This window comes from Qipengyuania citrea, from assembly GCF_024171405.1.
Lineage (GTDB): Bacteria > Pseudomonadota > Alphaproteobacteria > Sphingomonadales > Sphingomonadaceae > Qipengyuania > Qipengyuania profunda.
The window spans coordinates 2,486,470-2,499,670 of the sequence record NZ_JALJZT010000002.1; the positions used below are offsets into that span (position 1 = coordinate 2,486,470).

The following is a 13,201-nucleotide window of genomic DNA, read 5'->3' on the forward strand; positions in this document are numbered from 1 at the left end:
GTGTAGCGCCGACCCGTGATATGGAGCATCCATGACCAGCCAGTTCATTTCGCTGGCCGCGCAATTCGCGGATCTCGGCGGTCCCGCCGGTCTCGCCGCGCGGCTGGTCGAACCGAGCACGCTGACGCTGGTCGCGGTCGGGATTGCGGGCGTGCTGGTCGGGCGCTTCATGATCGGCCGCAACTGAGATTGACGCTGTGCGCAGGCGCCGTGCATAGCACGCCGTATGGACACGCTTTCCCGTCTCGCCCAGACCATCGCGCAACGCCGCGCGGCCGATCCGTCGCATAGCTATGTCGCCAGCCTCCATGCCAAGGGCCTGCCGCAGATCGCGCGCAAGCTGGGCGAGGAAGGCGTCGAGGCTGCCATTGCGACCCTGTCGGGCGATGACGGAGAACTGGTCGGCGAGGCGGCGGACATCCTCTTCCACCTGCTCGTCGCGCTGGATGCGCGCGACATCGATTTTGCCGAGGTCCTGGCCGAACTCGACCGGCGCGAGGGCGTGTCCGGGATCGACGAGAAAGCCAACAGGAGCGCCTAATGCCGATCGACCCGACGCTGCCCTTCGATGACGACAATATCTTCGCCAAGATCCTGCGCGGGGAAATCCCCTCGACCAAGGTCTATGAGGACGATTGGGCCTATGCCTTCGAGGACATCAACCCGCAGGCCGAAGTGCACACGCTGGTCATTCCCAAGGGGCGTTATGTCAGCTGGGACGATTTCAGCGCCACGGCGAGCGCGGAAGAGATCGCGGGCTTCGTCCGCGCGGTGGGCCAGGTCGCGCGCGACAAGGGGCTGGTCGAACCCGGCTACCGGATGATGGCCAATATCGGCGCGCACGGCGGGCAGGAAGTGCCGCACCTGCATGTCCATATCTTCGGTGGTGAGCCGCTGGGGCCGATGATCGCCGGGCGATAGGGCGCACGGGGCGCGACCGGCGCGGTCGGTTCGATACCGTTTGCGCACCCGAATAAGGTTGACCGAATCCCCGCCGCCGGTTAACGGCCCGCTTGATTTCGACGCGTCGGGACACCATTTCCGGCGCGCATTTATTTCCAGAGAGACATCATGAAGATCCGCAACAGCCTCAAGTCGCTCAAGGCCCGTCATCGCGATTGCCGCGTCATCCGTCGCCGCGGGCGCACCTATGTCATCAACAAGACCAACCGCCGCTTCAAGGCCCGCCAGGGCTAATTGGCGCGTCGCCCGCTGGGCGGCAGTCTTGCAGACCGGCCCGGCTCCGAGAGGAGTACGGGCCGTTCGCGTTTGAGGTGATGTGATGCAGGTTGAGGCCGTCGTATTCGATGTGGGCCGGGTGCTTTACCAATGGCAACTGGCGCATCTGTTCGAGAAGATCGTTTCCGATCCCGACCGTCTCGCCAAGCTGCTCGACGAAGTGGTGACCGAGGAATGGCACTTCGAGGCCGATGCCGGGCGCTCGCTTGCCGACATGGTCCCCGAACGCATCGCGCTCTACCCCGATTTCGAAGCCGAGATCCGCGCCTATGCGGCGCGCTTCAACGAGACCATTCCGGGGCCTGTCCCGGGCAGCCATGCGCTGGTCGAGCGACTCGACGCGCGCGGCATACCGCTATTCGCCATCACCAATTTCGGGGCCGAGTTCTGGGCCGGCTTTCGCCCCACCGCGCCGATCTTCGATCGCTTCGGCCAGATAGTCGTCTCGGGCGAGGAAAAGCTGGCCAAGCCCGACCCGGCGATCTTCGCGCTGGCACAGGACCGCTTCGGCAAGCCCGCCGAAGCCATGCTGTTCATCGACGACAACCCGGCCAATGTGGAGGCGGCCGCGGCCTGCGGCTGGCAGGTCCATCATTTCACGCAGGCTTCCGCGCTTGAGGGCGATCTCGCGAGTCGCGGGCTGATATAAAAAAGCCCCGGCGATCGAATCGCCAGGGCCCGCAAGGTAGCCACCCGAAGGAGAGGGGTGGGATTGGATACGGTTCAGCCGTTGCACTGCGCCAGCTTGTCGGCCTCGAGAACCTTGTCGTCCGCGGTGAACGCGGCGATTTCGCCATGTTCGCGCTGGAGTTCGCGGCACATGCGCAGTGGGCGTGAGCGGCCCTTCTGGGCCACGCAGGTCGTGCCCTGGCAGATCCAGGCGACACCGCCGGCCACGGTGGTGGTCCGTTCGGCAACCGGCTGCGCCAGTTCGACGGTGTAGAAAATGCCGTTGGAACGGGCTTCGGCAGCGGTCGGTGCGAGCAGCGCACCGAAGGTGAGCGAAGTGTAGGCAAAGGCGGCGGCGATGACGCCGACATTGATCGACCGGGGGAGGGGGGAGGTCATGGGGAAGTCCTTCCTGATTGCAATTATATCAACAGGGCTTGTGATCCACGCAATTGAGTTTCATTTAGCAACCTGTTGTGGGGAGGCTGTCTAGGCGTATAGGTTGCGTAATGCAACCCACATATCTAAAAATTTGGCAAAAGCCGATTATTCGCTAGATAGGTTGCTGGAAAAGGACTGAATTTATGGGTGACATCCGCGAACCGCTCCGTGAACTGACCGAATGCGGCCTGCCGCAAGCACTCGAAGTCATGGGCGAGCGATGGTCATTCATGATCCTTCGCGCCAGCTTCAACGGCCTCCACCACTTCGAGGAATTCCTCAGCGAACTCGGGATCGCGCGGAACATCCTGTCCAATCGGCTGGCCAAGCTGGTCGAGCACGGGATCCTCAAACGCGATCCCTGCGCCGATGATAAGCGCAAGATCGAATATCGCCTGACCGACAAGGGGCTCGATCTGCTCCCCGCCATGGTCGCGCTGCGCCAATGGGGCCAGAAATACGGCGCCGAAGTGGTCGAAAACCCGGTGCTGGTCGACGAACGCGACCGCCTGCCGATCGGCCCGACCGCGATTCTCAGCCATGACGGCCGCATTCTCGGCCCGGCCGATCTCCATTTGGTGGAGCGCGCCAATCTCGGCATTCGTGCCGATGGCAGCAAGGCCGAAGCCGGTGCCGCGTTGAAGCGTGGCGGCGTGGTCGACATTGCCAGCGCCCGCAAGGCCAAGAGCGCGGCCTGAACGACTCGGTCGAGCGTACCGGCGACGGACGCTATATCATCGTTCGCGGCCGGTTGTGGCGCGCCAGCAATCCCGCCTTGCCCGAGGCCGAACGCCAGCGTCTGGTCGACCGGCTGATGGATGCCCGCCGGGCGGTGGCGGCGGCCAAACGCGCGAAGGATGCCGCTGCCGAAAGCGCAGCCCGCGTCCAGGTCGATGCTGCGAAAATCGCGCTGGGTGAGCGCGGGCCGGTGTGGTGGGACGACGGCGCGCCCGACTACAACCGCCATCTGGTCAAGAACACGCCCTATGCGGTGGCAGCGCCCGAAGCGGATTAATTGCGTAGCCGGCGCCGCGCTGCCTCGCCCGGATCGATCTCGTAGGAGATCCTGATTCGCACCCACTCGCCGACCATCGGGCGGCCCCCGCGCTGGGGCGGACGGACCTTGAATTGCCACGCCGCCGCCAGCACCGCCTGGGCGATACCCGACCCTTGCGGCGATTCGCCCACCACGACGCAATCCTCGACACGGAAATCAGGCACGGTACGGCAGTCGATCAGCCCCCAGCCGGGCCCCTGTGCGGTCGACAGATACCCGGCGAGCTCATCGTCATACGGCCTGCGATACCAACGCGCGGCATAAAGCGGTTCGCCATTCGGCCCGCTCCCCGCGATCCGCGGCGTGTCGCCGGGCGAGGAGGTGTCGGGCGGACCATAGGCCTGCGGCTTCTCGGCCGGCGCTGGCGGGGCCTGCTGCGGGACGCGCTCTAGCGAGAAATCATTGCGCAGGACCGGGCGCGGTACGGGCAGCGGCGGGGTGACTTGCGGGCGGGGCTCCGCTGCCGCGTCCTCAGGCTGCGTCTGCGAGACCTGCGGCTGTGCCGCTTCGGGGACCTCCGCAGGCGTGGGTGCGTCGGCGACTGCCTCCTCCTCGTCTTGCGACGATGTGGTGAAGGCAACCAGCGTATCGGTCATGGCGACCACCTCGCGCTTCACGCTACCAAGCGAAAGCAGCACCAGCACTAGCAGGATCTCGACCGCCAGCGCGAGAGCGAGCGCGGGGATCCGCTGACGCCATTCGGGCGGCAGGTCGTCATACCGCTGCCGCAAGCCGGCGATCGGGGAGGCGGGTTCGGTCACGGGAACAGGGTTTCTCGAAATCGCGGTGTCTCGCCGGTTACCGGCACGCGCCGGTCGCACATCTACGCCCCACATCTGCGCGCATGGGCGATTGCGCGCGCGCCTTCAAGCAAAGACTGCGGGCCGGTAACGATTGCCGCGGCCCGCCCCGCCGAACGCCGCAGTGGCACCGTGACGTCATTGTTAAAGCGATCTCAACAAGTCGCTGTCACAAAGCCCCATTGTAACGAATCCACCCAGCAGAGCCGGACCTGCCTTGTGATCGAAATCGAAGTTCAAAACGAGACGCACCAGGATGTGCACCGCATCAAGGTGATGAACGTGCCACGCATTGGCGAAGGTATTCGCCTGCGCGAGCCCAGCGGCCAGTGGGCGTCCTACGATATCCTCGACGTGTGGTACCAGCAGGCCGAATATGGCGAAGTCTGGGTGCCCTATATCCATGTCCGGATGACGCCCGACGAGATGAAGACCGCCGAAATGGCGCGCGTGAACCCCTTGGTCGACAAGGGGCAGCAGGTGCCGATCGAGGATTTCCTCAAGAAGTTCGAAGGCGACCACGAGCACGAAACGGTCAAGCTCAACCTCGACATGAGCGAGGACGTCTGAGGCTCAGGCGCGCGGCGGCTGTCGCCGATAGCTGAGCGCTTCGGCGACATGGATGCGCCCGACCTGCTCGGCCCCCGCCAGATCCGCGATCGTCCGCGCAACGCGCAACATCCGCGTATAGCTGCGCGCCGATAGCCGCATTGCGGTCGCGGCCTGCAACAACAGCTGCCGTCCGGCCTCGTCGGGTTCGGCGAATTCCTCCAGTGCGCTGCCCTCGAGCTCGGCATTGGTCCGGGCGCCGGTTGCCTCTGCGCGAGCCGACTGGCGCTGGCGTGCGGCCGCGACTCGCGCGGCTACCTCTGCGCTGCCTTCCGCAGGCGGGGGCAGCGCCAGATCGGCGGCGCTGACCGGATCGACCTCGACATGCAGATCGATGCGATCGAGCATGGGGCCCGAAACCTTGCCCTGGTAATCGGCGGCGCAGCGCGGGGCGCGGCTGCAGGCCAGCGCAGGGTCGCCCAGATGGCCGCAGCGGCACGGGTTCATCGCCGCAATCAGCTGGACATTGGCGGGAAAGGTGACGTGCGCATTGGCGCGCGCGACATCGACCTTGCCCGTTTCGAGCGGCTGGCGCAGCGAATCGAGCACCGCGCGCTGGAACTCGGGCAGTTCGTCGAGGAACAGCACCCCCAGATGCGCGAGACTGACCTCGCCCGGCTTGACCCGCAGGCCGCCCCCGGTGAGCGCCGCCATGCTCGCCGAGTGATGCGGCGCACGGAACGGGCGCGCGCGGCTGATGCGCCCCTCGGCCAGCGTCCCGGCGACCGATTGCACCATCGACACTTCGAGCGCCTCGGCAGGCGCAAGCGGCGGCAGGATGCCCGGCAGGCAGCTCGCCAGTAGCGATTTCCCCGCGCCCGGCGGGCCGATCATCAGCAGGTTGTGTCCGGCTACACTCGCACGGATAAATGCTGTGGAAAGCGGTCGAGAATGGCGGGAAGTGGGCCGTTAGCGGTCTGTCCGGTTTGCGAATTGATCAGAGTAATTGCTGACATTCAGAGCACCTCTATTCAGCAGATATGCCGCTCCTCTCGACCACCGGCGGATGGCTACGCGATTAAGTGGCCAAGGCAAAAAACCTTTGATGGGAGCGCCGACAGGATATCAATCGGTTCGGAAAATAACGAACGACCAGCCGATTAAGCGCCTGAGCAGTTAGGCTGAACAACGCGGGCGCGTAAAATCCGCACCGGCTGCTCAAGGATTTGTTCTGCCATGGCAGCCAAGGGGCTGTCCGAGCTTACAGGCTGCTTGTGAATCTCGCGGACCACATCCATTCCGCAGATGACCTGCCCAAATACTGCAAAACCCTGTCCATCGGGATTGCGTTTACCGCCATGGTCGAGCGCGGGCTGAGGGCCGATCGATACGAAGAAAGACATGGCGGTGGTGGTGCCGATATCCCCGCGCGGCAACGACACCGCGCCGTCGATATGCTTCAGTCCGGTCTGGTTCGTGCCCTCGTGAGGAATGGGATCCTGATCGAGCGGTGGAGCGTGCTCACCAACAGCCGCCTGGACAACCTCGATCGGATTTTCCGTCCTGTCGTTATCCGGGCGCACCGCGCGGAAGAAACTGCCGCCATCATACTGTTGCGCGTTCACTTGTCCCAAAAAGGCGTCGCTCGAAGCTGGCGCCTCCTTCGAATGGATCAGAATGGTAATGACCCCGGCGTCCGTCTGTAGTTCGACAGCGGGATCCCCGTGCTCGCAGTCACGGCTTTCGACGACCGAAGGCAGCAGCACCCCCCACGCAGTCATCAGGCCAAGGATCGCGGCCCGCCGTATCACTCTGGCTTGCTCTCGGGTTGGCCATCCTTCCCGGCCTTAGATGCGCCGCCCTTCCGGCGCTTCATCTCGGCAATGGTATAGTCATAGCCGTTGATCAGCTCGAACTCCTTGGGCGGCGTTTTGCCTGCCAGATGTTCGACGAAATAGTCCCACCCCCGGCGTTGCGCGTAGCCCGTGTAAGAGTGGCCAGCACGCGGAGCGATCACCAGGTCGAAGTCCTTGTTCTCGTCCTCCAGCTTCTGGACCAGATTGAACAATGTGCCAGGCTGGACGCCCGTATCCATGAGGCCCTGATAAAGCAGCAGTTTGCCCTCCAGGTTCTTGGCATAGGTGAGATTGGCCTGCGCTAGGTAATTGTCGCCATCCAATTCGCCCTGATAACGCTCCCCCCAGCTATGCCAGAAGTCCCGCTGATCGTGATTGCCTGCACCGGAAACCGCGACTTTGTAGAAATCGGGGTAACGCAGAATCGCGCTGGTGCTCATGTAACCGCCACCTGAAAAGCCGGTGATACCAACCCGGTCGAGGTCCATATAGGGGTAGCGCTGCGCGAGCTGCCGGATGGCTGCGATATGATCCTCGACCTCGCTCGCCTTTTCGACGGCACCGTAGGAATGCTCATGGAATTCCCGGTCGCGGCCGGTCGTCCCGCGTCCGTCGATGATGACGGTGACGAAGCCTAGCTCAGCCAGCGGCATCGCCATATTGGCAAGTCCGTCCAGCGCGACCGGCACGACCGCCGCCTGCGGACCGCCGTAGATCAGGTCGATGACCGGGTATATCTTGCTTGGATCGAAATCGCTCGGCCGAAAAATCGCACCTTGTAGTATGGTCTTGCCGTTTGCGGCCTTCACCAGCACCGGTTCGGGCCGGCGGAAGCCCTCGGGCACATGGTTCAGGCTTGCGGTTTCGAGCGTCGCAACCTCCCGCCTGGATCGCGTCCTGATCACGCTGACCGCCGGCCGGTCGATCCGCTGGCGCGTTTCCACCCAGTAATCGCCGCTTGGCGAAACGCCGCTGCCGCGCGGCGCGCCGCCCAGCAGAAGCGCGAAGGACACGCCGTTGCGCCCGTCCGGCGCAATAAATCGGTGATCGTCGCCCTGGCTGAGAATTTCGCCGTTCCCGGTATCGAGATCGATGCGAAGAATCTCCTCGTAGTAGGGGTTCTTGGTCGGATCCCGGCCGGAAATGGAGATGAGCACCTCGCCACGGCTTTCATCCGCGCTCACGATGCGACGGACACCATAGGCATCGTCGGTCAGTTTGCGCACGAGCTGGCCGGTGGCAAGATCGTACAGATAGAGCTGTGGCCTGCCGGTTCGCTCGGAATACCAGATCACCTGGTTTCGTTCGGGCAAAGGAACGATCGAAGCCGCTTCATAGACGTTGTCGGACAGCTCGACGTAGCCGTCCGGATTGGTTTCGCTAAACAGCTCGGTCGTATCGCCCGTGCTTGCATCGGCGGAGATCAGATGAGCGGCTTTCTCTCCGCGCTCGACATCGACGAAGAACACGCGTTTGCCATCGCCGCCCCACCACGCTCGGCCGCCGTTGAAGGGCGCGTCGAGCATGCGACCCGCTGGCAGGTCGCGGTATTTGATGGGCACCTGTTTGCCGTCTTCGACGTCGACCACCAGCATGCGATACATCGGGATGTGCAGATCGCCTGGGAAGGCATAGGGCATGCTGAATGCCACCGGCCTTACGCCATCTTCGGGCGCATATTGAATGAAGGGGACGTCTTTTACCTGCCGATCGTCGGTCTGCACGGTGAAGACGCGCTTCGAATCCGGGGCCCAGCGCAACTCGCTGCCCCAAGTGAACCCTCTCGATGCGCCCGGTTTGGTGGCATAGGCATAGCGTTCCTGGCCATCGGTCGTAATGGGCTTTTCTTCGCCGGATTCGAGGTCTCGAACCCAGATATTCCAGTCCTTCACATAGGCTTCCAGCTTCCCGTCGGGGGAAACCACCGGCGCGGAAAGCAACGCATCCCCTAACTCTTTCAACACTCCATTGCTGTCGTAGGAATACCGCTTCTGAAATGCGGAAAAGGTGATCGTTCCATCGCCATCGACATATAGGTCGGTGATGCCCAGGTCGTCGGGCGGGAAGATATTGCCGCTTTTCTTTGTAAGCTTGGCCGCGAGGTCGCTGTGATCGAACAATAGCCGTGAATTGCCGGTGCGCGCGTCGACCAGGGTATAGGTACAGCCCGCTTCGGTCTGCTTGCAATACCAGAAGCGGTCTTCGCCGCCGATCCAGGTCGGGATGACCTGATTGTTCAGCGAAACGGGGCTTCCCCCCCGTGCGAGCATAGCCGCCCGCTCGTAACGCGCTTCCATTTCAGCGGTGGCTGCCGGCTCTTCTACCGACGTGTGCTGCTGCTCCGCCGTCTGGGCAAGTGCAGGGGCGGACGTAAGCGCGATCGCACACATGCCTGCAAGCAGGCCGTAATGGCGTTTGGTATTCATGAGTTTCTCACCTGAATTGCTACGGGCGGCCTGAACTTGCTCTCTCAGAAGCTGGCCCTGACCTGGGCGCCAAACGAACGCGGTATCGGGCGGCCGGGATAGGGAAGCGAGCCAAAGGCGGGATAGGTAACGCCGTATTCGTTGAGGATGTTCTTCGCGAACAACTGAATGGAAAACCCCGAAATTTCGGTGCCGACGTTGAGGTTCAGAAGGTGCTGCGTTTCCGACAGCGCCGGAACCGCCTGGAAACTGCGGAACCAGACCTGAATTCCATCGGCAAACTGATAGTCGAGACGTGCAAATGACGGCGCATCGCCCAGATCGAACCGGTATTCTGCAGACGCCGATCCCGAGTAACGCGGTGCGTAATCGGCGCGGTCGCCGGCAAAATGCTCCACGGTCGTCGTCTTGTATTCCATGTTGTTCCAACCGCCCGTCAAAGACAGCGTCAGCGAAGGAACCGGGCGATAGGTCAGCTGGGCGTCGATGCCGTTGCCGGCCATCTTGGCACCATTCACGGTATAGGTGTTCAACCCGTTGGGCGCGGTCGCGACGGACTGGATGTCGCTCCAGACATTGCGGAACACTGCGACTTCGCCGGTGAGACGCCTGTCGAACGATTCGTATTTGGCACCCAACTCGTAAGTCCAGACGGAGTCGGGATCATAAGAGGGCGGTATGACGACCGTTCCCCCGCCGACCGAGGTCGTGTTGAAGCCGCCGCTCCGGAAGCCCTTGGATGCGGTCGCATAAAGGTTGAGCGAGTCGCTGACCAGGTAAGATATGTTCAACTTGGGCGTAAAGGCACTGAAGGTATCTGCGCCTTGATCGAGCGATGGAGTGCCAAAAATCCTGGTGGCCGAGTTGGTCGTCCGCTTGTCTTCGAAATAACGACCACCGAGGTTCAAATCCAGTCCGGAGAGCAGTTCATAGGTAAGGTCGCCGAAAACTGCCCACGATTCAGAGGTTCCTTCGGTGTCGCCGAAATAGTAGTCGGCCGGGACTGCGGTGACCGGGTCGCTTTCCCCGGATACGAGACTCGTGCTTCTCGAGTTGCGATAGAAAGCCCCGATGAGAGCGCGCAGTCCGGTCGAGCTATCATACTGAGCGCGAACCTCTTGCGAAAAGGCGCGAAAACTCGAAGCTCCGTTGAAGACATAGGAGTTCAATGTCCCCGGCTGAAGTCCCTGCAAAAGCTCGACGGTTGGTGCCAGGATATCGGTGATATCGGTGACGTTGCTCCCATTGCGCTCCTGCCAGCTTGTCGCGCTCACCAATGATACCGCGCCCAGGTCGTAGTCGAGAACGGCGCTGAAAAGATTGATCCGATTCTTGATCGGGGTCGGAACCGCATAATAGACCTGACGATCCTCGTCTGCGGTATTGTTGCCTCCCGTGTCGATCTCCTGGTGCGACGCGAGAAGGGTCGCGATGAGATCCTCGCCAAGCCTGGCCAACAGTTTTCCGCGCACGAAGTAAGAACTGCCACCATTCAGGTTCTCTTCGCCGGTGCGGGGATTGTCGATCCAGCCAGCGATACTGGTATAGCCGCCGGCTACCCGCAGCCCGAGCTGATCCTCCACCAGAGGCAGATTGAACACGCCTTCGCCACGCCAAGCCAGTTCGCCGCCTTCTACGACGCTGAGTTCGCCTAGCGCCGATCCGCTGACAGCCGAGAGCTCGGGATCATTGGTGATGTAGCGGATGGTGCCGCCCATCGCACCTTGGCCGTAGAGGGTCCCCTGCGGACCGCGCAACAGTTCCACTCGTGCAATATCGACGAGCCGAATATCGGGCCCTTGGTCGGGCGCTTCGGTGTTGAGCGGAATTTCATCGAGATACTGCCCGATCTGGGCAAGACCGCTGAACGAAGACACGCCACGGAACTGGATGCGCTGCTGGCCCGGTCCGAACTCCGAAATGGAAAGGCCAGGAACCGTGTACTGCAGATCGGTGATTGTCTCTGCATTTCGGTTGCGGATTTCCCGCTGGCTTTTGACGCTGATGGATATCGGCACGTCGAATGCGGTCTCGGTGACTTTCTGCGCAGTCACCACGATCTCGTTGCTATAGTCGTCGGCGGACTGGACCTGTGACCGCGCAGCCTGAGGGCCCTGCGCGCGCGGCACTTTCGGGCTGGATTTTACTACGTAAACGCCCTGCGCGGTCGGTTGGGCCACCAAGCCGGTGCCACGCAGTGCCAGATCCAGTGCATCCTCGGTCGAATAGCTACCTTTGACCGCACGGCTGCGCTTGCCGCGAACTTCGTCTCCATCGAATATCACCTGGGACTTCGTGATCGAGGCGATCGCGCGAAGCGCCGACCCGATATCCTGCGTGCGCAGTTCGAAATTGTAGGTTTGTTGCTCAGCCTGCGCGGGTGTGGCGCTAGCCGCAACCACGATTGTAGCCAGACCGCAAAAAAGGGGCCAGTACGCATGGACATGATTTCCCCCCGGATTGTGGTCTTCATGGTACGATCGGTGGATCGCCCTCACACCATCTGACGCACGAGGTCGGGATTCACGCCCGATTATTTTTCGGGCAGTTTCAACTTTGCACTCGAAATCACAATCTTCTTCTCGTCCGCGCTGACCCTGACGGGGTACAGAGAGGCGACACCGCTGACGAAGGCGGCAGTATCGCCTGCATCGAACTCGCCATTGATGATCAGTCGTCCGGCAGCCGCATCACCCAGCACTATCGGAGTGTCCGAGGTCCGGTTCACCCGTTCGATCGCGAGCGATAGAGGTTCATCGATAAAGCTCAATCGACCGCCCTCCCAGCTAAGGGAACGCTCCACATCGCCGGGCGCAATCGTGGCCGTGCGAGCCTTTGTGGACAAGATCAGCTCCTGGCCGGGCATGAAGACCCGATCGCTCAAGGAGCCGTCTGCCAACAGCTTGGACGCATCCGCCAGATCGGTTGCCTCGGCCTCGTCGAGCACCGCGACATGCCCTTCGTAGAGAAATACTCTGATCTGTTGAGGCAGAAGTTCGACACTGAAGGCGGTGCCGATTGCGACAACGGTCTTGTCGCCCGCGGTTACAATGAACGGACGCAGCGGATCACTGGCGACGTCGAACTTGGCCCGTCCGCGTTCGATCGAAAGGGCGCGTCGCTCACGAGAATAAGTAACCTCGACACTGCTCGCAGCATCGAGCGAGAGCTTCGAGCCGTCTTCGAGACTGACGACCCTGCGCTCTCCGATACCGGTCGTATAGATTTCGGACTGGTTCCCAATGAACACCAGGCCGGTCAGCACGGCGAGAAGCATGACAGCGGCCGCAAAACCCGCGCCCATGTATACAAAACGCTTGGGCATTGGCTCATGCCAATCCGGCTGCCCCTCTTCCATCGCTGTTAACGCCTGCGCGCGCAGCGAGAGGAAGCCAGGCATTTCCGCTATCGCATCGGCCCCTTGCCAAACCAGAACCATTTTCTCGAACGCTTCTTCGTGGCGGGGGTCGGCACAGATCCAGGCGTCGAATTCCCTTTGTTCGGAGAGATCCAGTGCGTCTTCGGCAAGCAGGCAGCACCACTTCGCTGCCTGCTCTTCGAAGGGGGTCACACCCTCATCTTGGGTGGGAAAACTCATGGTCTTTTCTCTATCCGGCGTGCGAGCGCGACCATGGCGCGGGTAATGTGCTTCTCGACCGTGCGCACGTGGAGGGCGAAACTGTCGGCGATCGTCTGTTTGTCGATTCCCTCGACACGGTAGAGAACGAAAATCTGGCGAGTGGGCTCGGGCAGGGCCTGAATGCCTGACCACAGCGCTCCCAGTGTTTCGCGCGCTACAAGGGAGCGGTGCGGATCAAGCGGGTCGATACCCAGGCTTGTGTCCTGAAGAACCCGCGAACGATAGGCGTGACGCACACGTTGGCGGCGTGCGTGATCCCGCAAAATATTTGCGGCTATGCGAAAAATGAAGGGCTCGCTTACCTCCAGATTATCCTCGCCCTTGCGGGCGAGACGAATGAAAACCTCCTGCGTCATATCTTCGGCTTCGGCATGACTCGACACCCTGCGGCGAAAGTACGCGAGCAGTGCTGGTCGATACTGACGGCTAACCCTTTCAAGTTCGGCTGGGGCTCGCTCTGTCACGCACTCTCCTTGCCAACGTATTCATTGCCTTAAACGCGCGACCGCCCGTTATGCGCCCGC

At 62.1% G+C, this 13,201-nt stretch carries 15 protein-coding genes and 1 pseudogene; 8 read left to right on the plus strand and 8 right to left on the minus strand.

All coding sequences use genetic code 11. The features are described from left to right. The first annotated feature begins 31 nt into the window (after nt 1-31). From J2S32_RS13035 to J2S32_RS13055, 5 genes are all read left to right on the plus strand, one after another. The gene (locus J2S32_RS13035; RefSeq protein WP_253522050.1) at nt 32-187 is read left to right on the plus strand and encodes a hypothetical protein; all 156 of its coding nucleotides are present in this window, start codon (nt 32-34) and stop codon (nt 185-187) included. Between the two features lie 39 nt (nt 188-226). Further along, the gene (locus tag J2S32_RS13040) at nt 227-541 is read left to right on the plus strand and encodes a phosphoribosyl-ATP diphosphatase (protein ID WP_253522052.1); all 315 of its coding nucleotides are present in this window, start codon (nt 227-229) and stop codon (nt 539-541) included. Further along, nucleotides 541-921, plus strand: coding sequence for a histidine triad nucleotide-binding protein (locus J2S32_RS13045; protein WP_253522054.1), 381 nt, complete (start codon nt 541-543; stop codon nt 919-921). Before J2S32_RS13040 ends, J2S32_RS13045 begins: the two co-directional genes overlap by 1 nt. 150 nt (nt 922-1,071) lie before the next feature. Beyond that, nucleotides 1,072-1,197: a type B 50S ribosomal protein L36 gene (gene ykgO, locus J2S32_RS13050; RefSeq protein ID WP_118857849.1), complete on the plus strand. Its 126-nt coding sequence runs from the start codon at nt 1,072-1,074 to the stop codon at nt 1,195-1,197. Between the two features lie 85 nt (nt 1,198-1,282). Continuing rightward, a complete protein-coding gene (locus J2S32_RS13055; RefSeq protein WP_253522055.1) occupies nt 1,283-1,888 on the plus strand; it encodes an HAD family hydrolase in 606 nt (201 codons plus the stop codon). 74 nt (nt 1,889-1,962) lie between these two features. Here J2S32_RS13055 and J2S32_RS13060 read toward each other — a convergent pair whose 3' ends face one another. After that, a complete protein-coding gene (locus tag J2S32_RS13060; RefSeq protein WP_253522056.1) occupies nt 1,963-2,307 on the minus strand; it encodes a CC_3452 family protein in 345 nt (114 codons plus the stop codon). 185 nt (nt 2,308-2,492) lie between these two features. On the opposite strand from J2S32_RS13060, the gene J2S32_RS13065 reads away from it, so the two are divergent. Together J2S32_RS13065 and J2S32_RS13070 are read left to right on the plus strand one after the other, a co-directional pair. Next, nucleotides 2,493-3,047, plus strand: a complete 555-nt coding sequence (locus J2S32_RS13065) for a winged helix-turn-helix transcriptional regulator (protein ID WP_253522057.1) — start codon at nt 2,493-2,495, stop codon at nt 3,045-3,047. A gap of 77 nt (nt 3,048-3,124) precedes the next feature. Then, on the plus strand, nt 3,125-3,364 hold the full coding sequence (locus J2S32_RS13070) for a hypothetical protein (protein WP_367398982.1): 240 nt from the start codon (nt 3,125-3,127) through the stop codon (nt 3,362-3,364). On the opposite strand, the gene J2S32_RS13075 is transcribed toward J2S32_RS13070, so the two are convergent. Next, nucleotides 3,361-4,167, minus strand: a complete 807-nt coding sequence (locus tag J2S32_RS13075) for a hypothetical protein (protein ID WP_253522058.1) — start codon at nt 4,165-4,167, stop codon at nt 3,361-3,363. The two genes, J2S32_RS13070 and J2S32_RS13075, sit on opposite strands and share 4 nt — an antisense overlap. A 258-nt stretch (nt 4,168-4,425) precedes the next feature. Between J2S32_RS13075 and J2S32_RS13080 the strand changes: the two genes are divergently transcribed. Next, complete coding sequence (locus J2S32_RS13080) at nt 4,426-4,776, plus strand: hypothetical protein (protein ID WP_253522059.1); 351 nt, start codon at nt 4,426-4,428, stop codon at nt 4,774-4,776. 3 nt (nt 4,777-4,779) lie between these two features. On the opposite strand, the pseudogene J2S32_RS13085 reads toward J2S32_RS13080, so the two are convergent. From J2S32_RS13085 to J2S32_RS13110, 6 genes and pseudogenes are all read right to left on the minus strand, one after another. After that, nucleotides 4,780-5,676, minus strand: a pseudogene (locus tag J2S32_RS13085) (YifB family Mg chelatase-like AAA ATPase); the annotation flags it as partial. A 239-nt stretch (nt 5,677-5,915) separates the two neighbouring features. Continuing rightward, nucleotides 5,916-6,536, minus strand: coding sequence for a peptidylprolyl isomerase (locus J2S32_RS13090; RefSeq protein WP_199797757.1), 621 nt, complete (start codon nt 6,534-6,536; stop codon nt 5,916-5,918). Between the two features lie 26 nt (nt 6,537-6,562). After that, a complete protein-coding gene (locus tag J2S32_RS13095) occupies nt 6,563-9,037 on the minus strand; it encodes a S9 family peptidase (RefSeq protein ID WP_219150312.1) in 2,475 nt (824 codons plus the stop codon). 44 nt (nt 9,038-9,081) lie between these two features. Beyond that, nucleotides 9,082-11,439 carry a TonB-dependent receptor domain-containing protein gene (locus J2S32_RS13100; protein ID WP_253522060.1) on the minus strand — a complete coding sequence of 786 codons (2,358 nt, stop codon included), beginning with the start codon at nt 11,437-11,439 and terminating at the stop codon, nt 9,082-9,084. Between the two features lie 131 nt (nt 11,440-11,570). After that, nucleotides 11,571-12,635 carry a FecR family protein gene (locus J2S32_RS13105; protein ID WP_103025098.1) on the minus strand — a complete coding sequence of 355 codons (1,065 nt, stop codon included), beginning with the start codon at nt 12,633-12,635 and terminating at the stop codon, nt 11,571-11,573. Next, a complete protein-coding gene (locus tag J2S32_RS13110; protein WP_158246677.1) occupies nt 12,632-13,141 on the minus strand; it encodes an RNA polymerase sigma factor in 510 nt (169 codons plus the stop codon). The genes J2S32_RS13105 and J2S32_RS13110 overlap by 4 nt, the downstream gene beginning before the upstream one ends. Between the last annotated feature and the right edge of the window lie 60 nt (nt 13,142-13,201).

Excerpts from the sequence above, each read along its gene's own strand:
- J2S32_RS13035 (WP_253522050.1), top strand. The coding sequence starts at position 32 with ATGACCAGCCAGTTCATTTCGCTGGCCGCGCAATTCGCGGATCTCGGC.
- J2S32_RS13040 (WP_253522052.1), top strand. The coding sequence starts at position 227 with ATGGACACGCTTTCCCGTCTCGCCCAGACCATCGCGCAACGCCGCGCG.
- J2S32_RS13045 (WP_253522054.1), top strand. The coding sequence starts at position 541 with ATGCCGATCGACCCGACGCTGCCCTTCGATGACGACAATATCTTCGCC.
- ykgO (WP_118857849.1), top strand. The coding sequence starts at position 1,072 with ATGAAGATCCGCAACAGCCTCAAGTCGCTCAAGGCCCGTCATCGCGAT.
- J2S32_RS13055 (WP_253522055.1), top strand. The coding sequence starts at position 1,283 with ATGCAGGTTGAGGCCGTCGTATTCGATGTGGGCCGGGTGCTTTACCAA.
- J2S32_RS13060 (WP_253522056.1), bottom strand. The coding sequence starts at position 2,307 with ATGACCTCCCCCCTCCCCCGGTCGATCAATGTCGGCGTCATCGCCGCC.
- J2S32_RS13065 (WP_253522057.1), top strand. The coding sequence starts at position 2,493 with ATGGGTGACATCCGCGAACCGCTCCGTGAACTGACCGAATGCGGCCTG.
- J2S32_RS13090 (WP_199797757.1), bottom strand. The coding sequence starts at position 6,536 with ATGACTGCGTGGGGGGTGCTGCTGCCTTCGGTCGTCGAAAGCCGTGAC.
- J2S32_RS13095 (WP_219150312.1), bottom strand. The coding sequence starts at position 9,037 with ATGAATACCAAACGCCATTACGGCCTGCTTGCAGGCATGTGTGCGATC.
- J2S32_RS13105 (WP_103025098.1), bottom strand. The coding sequence starts at position 12,635 with ATGAGTTTTCCCACCCAAGATGAGGGTGTGACCCCCTTCGAAGAGCAG.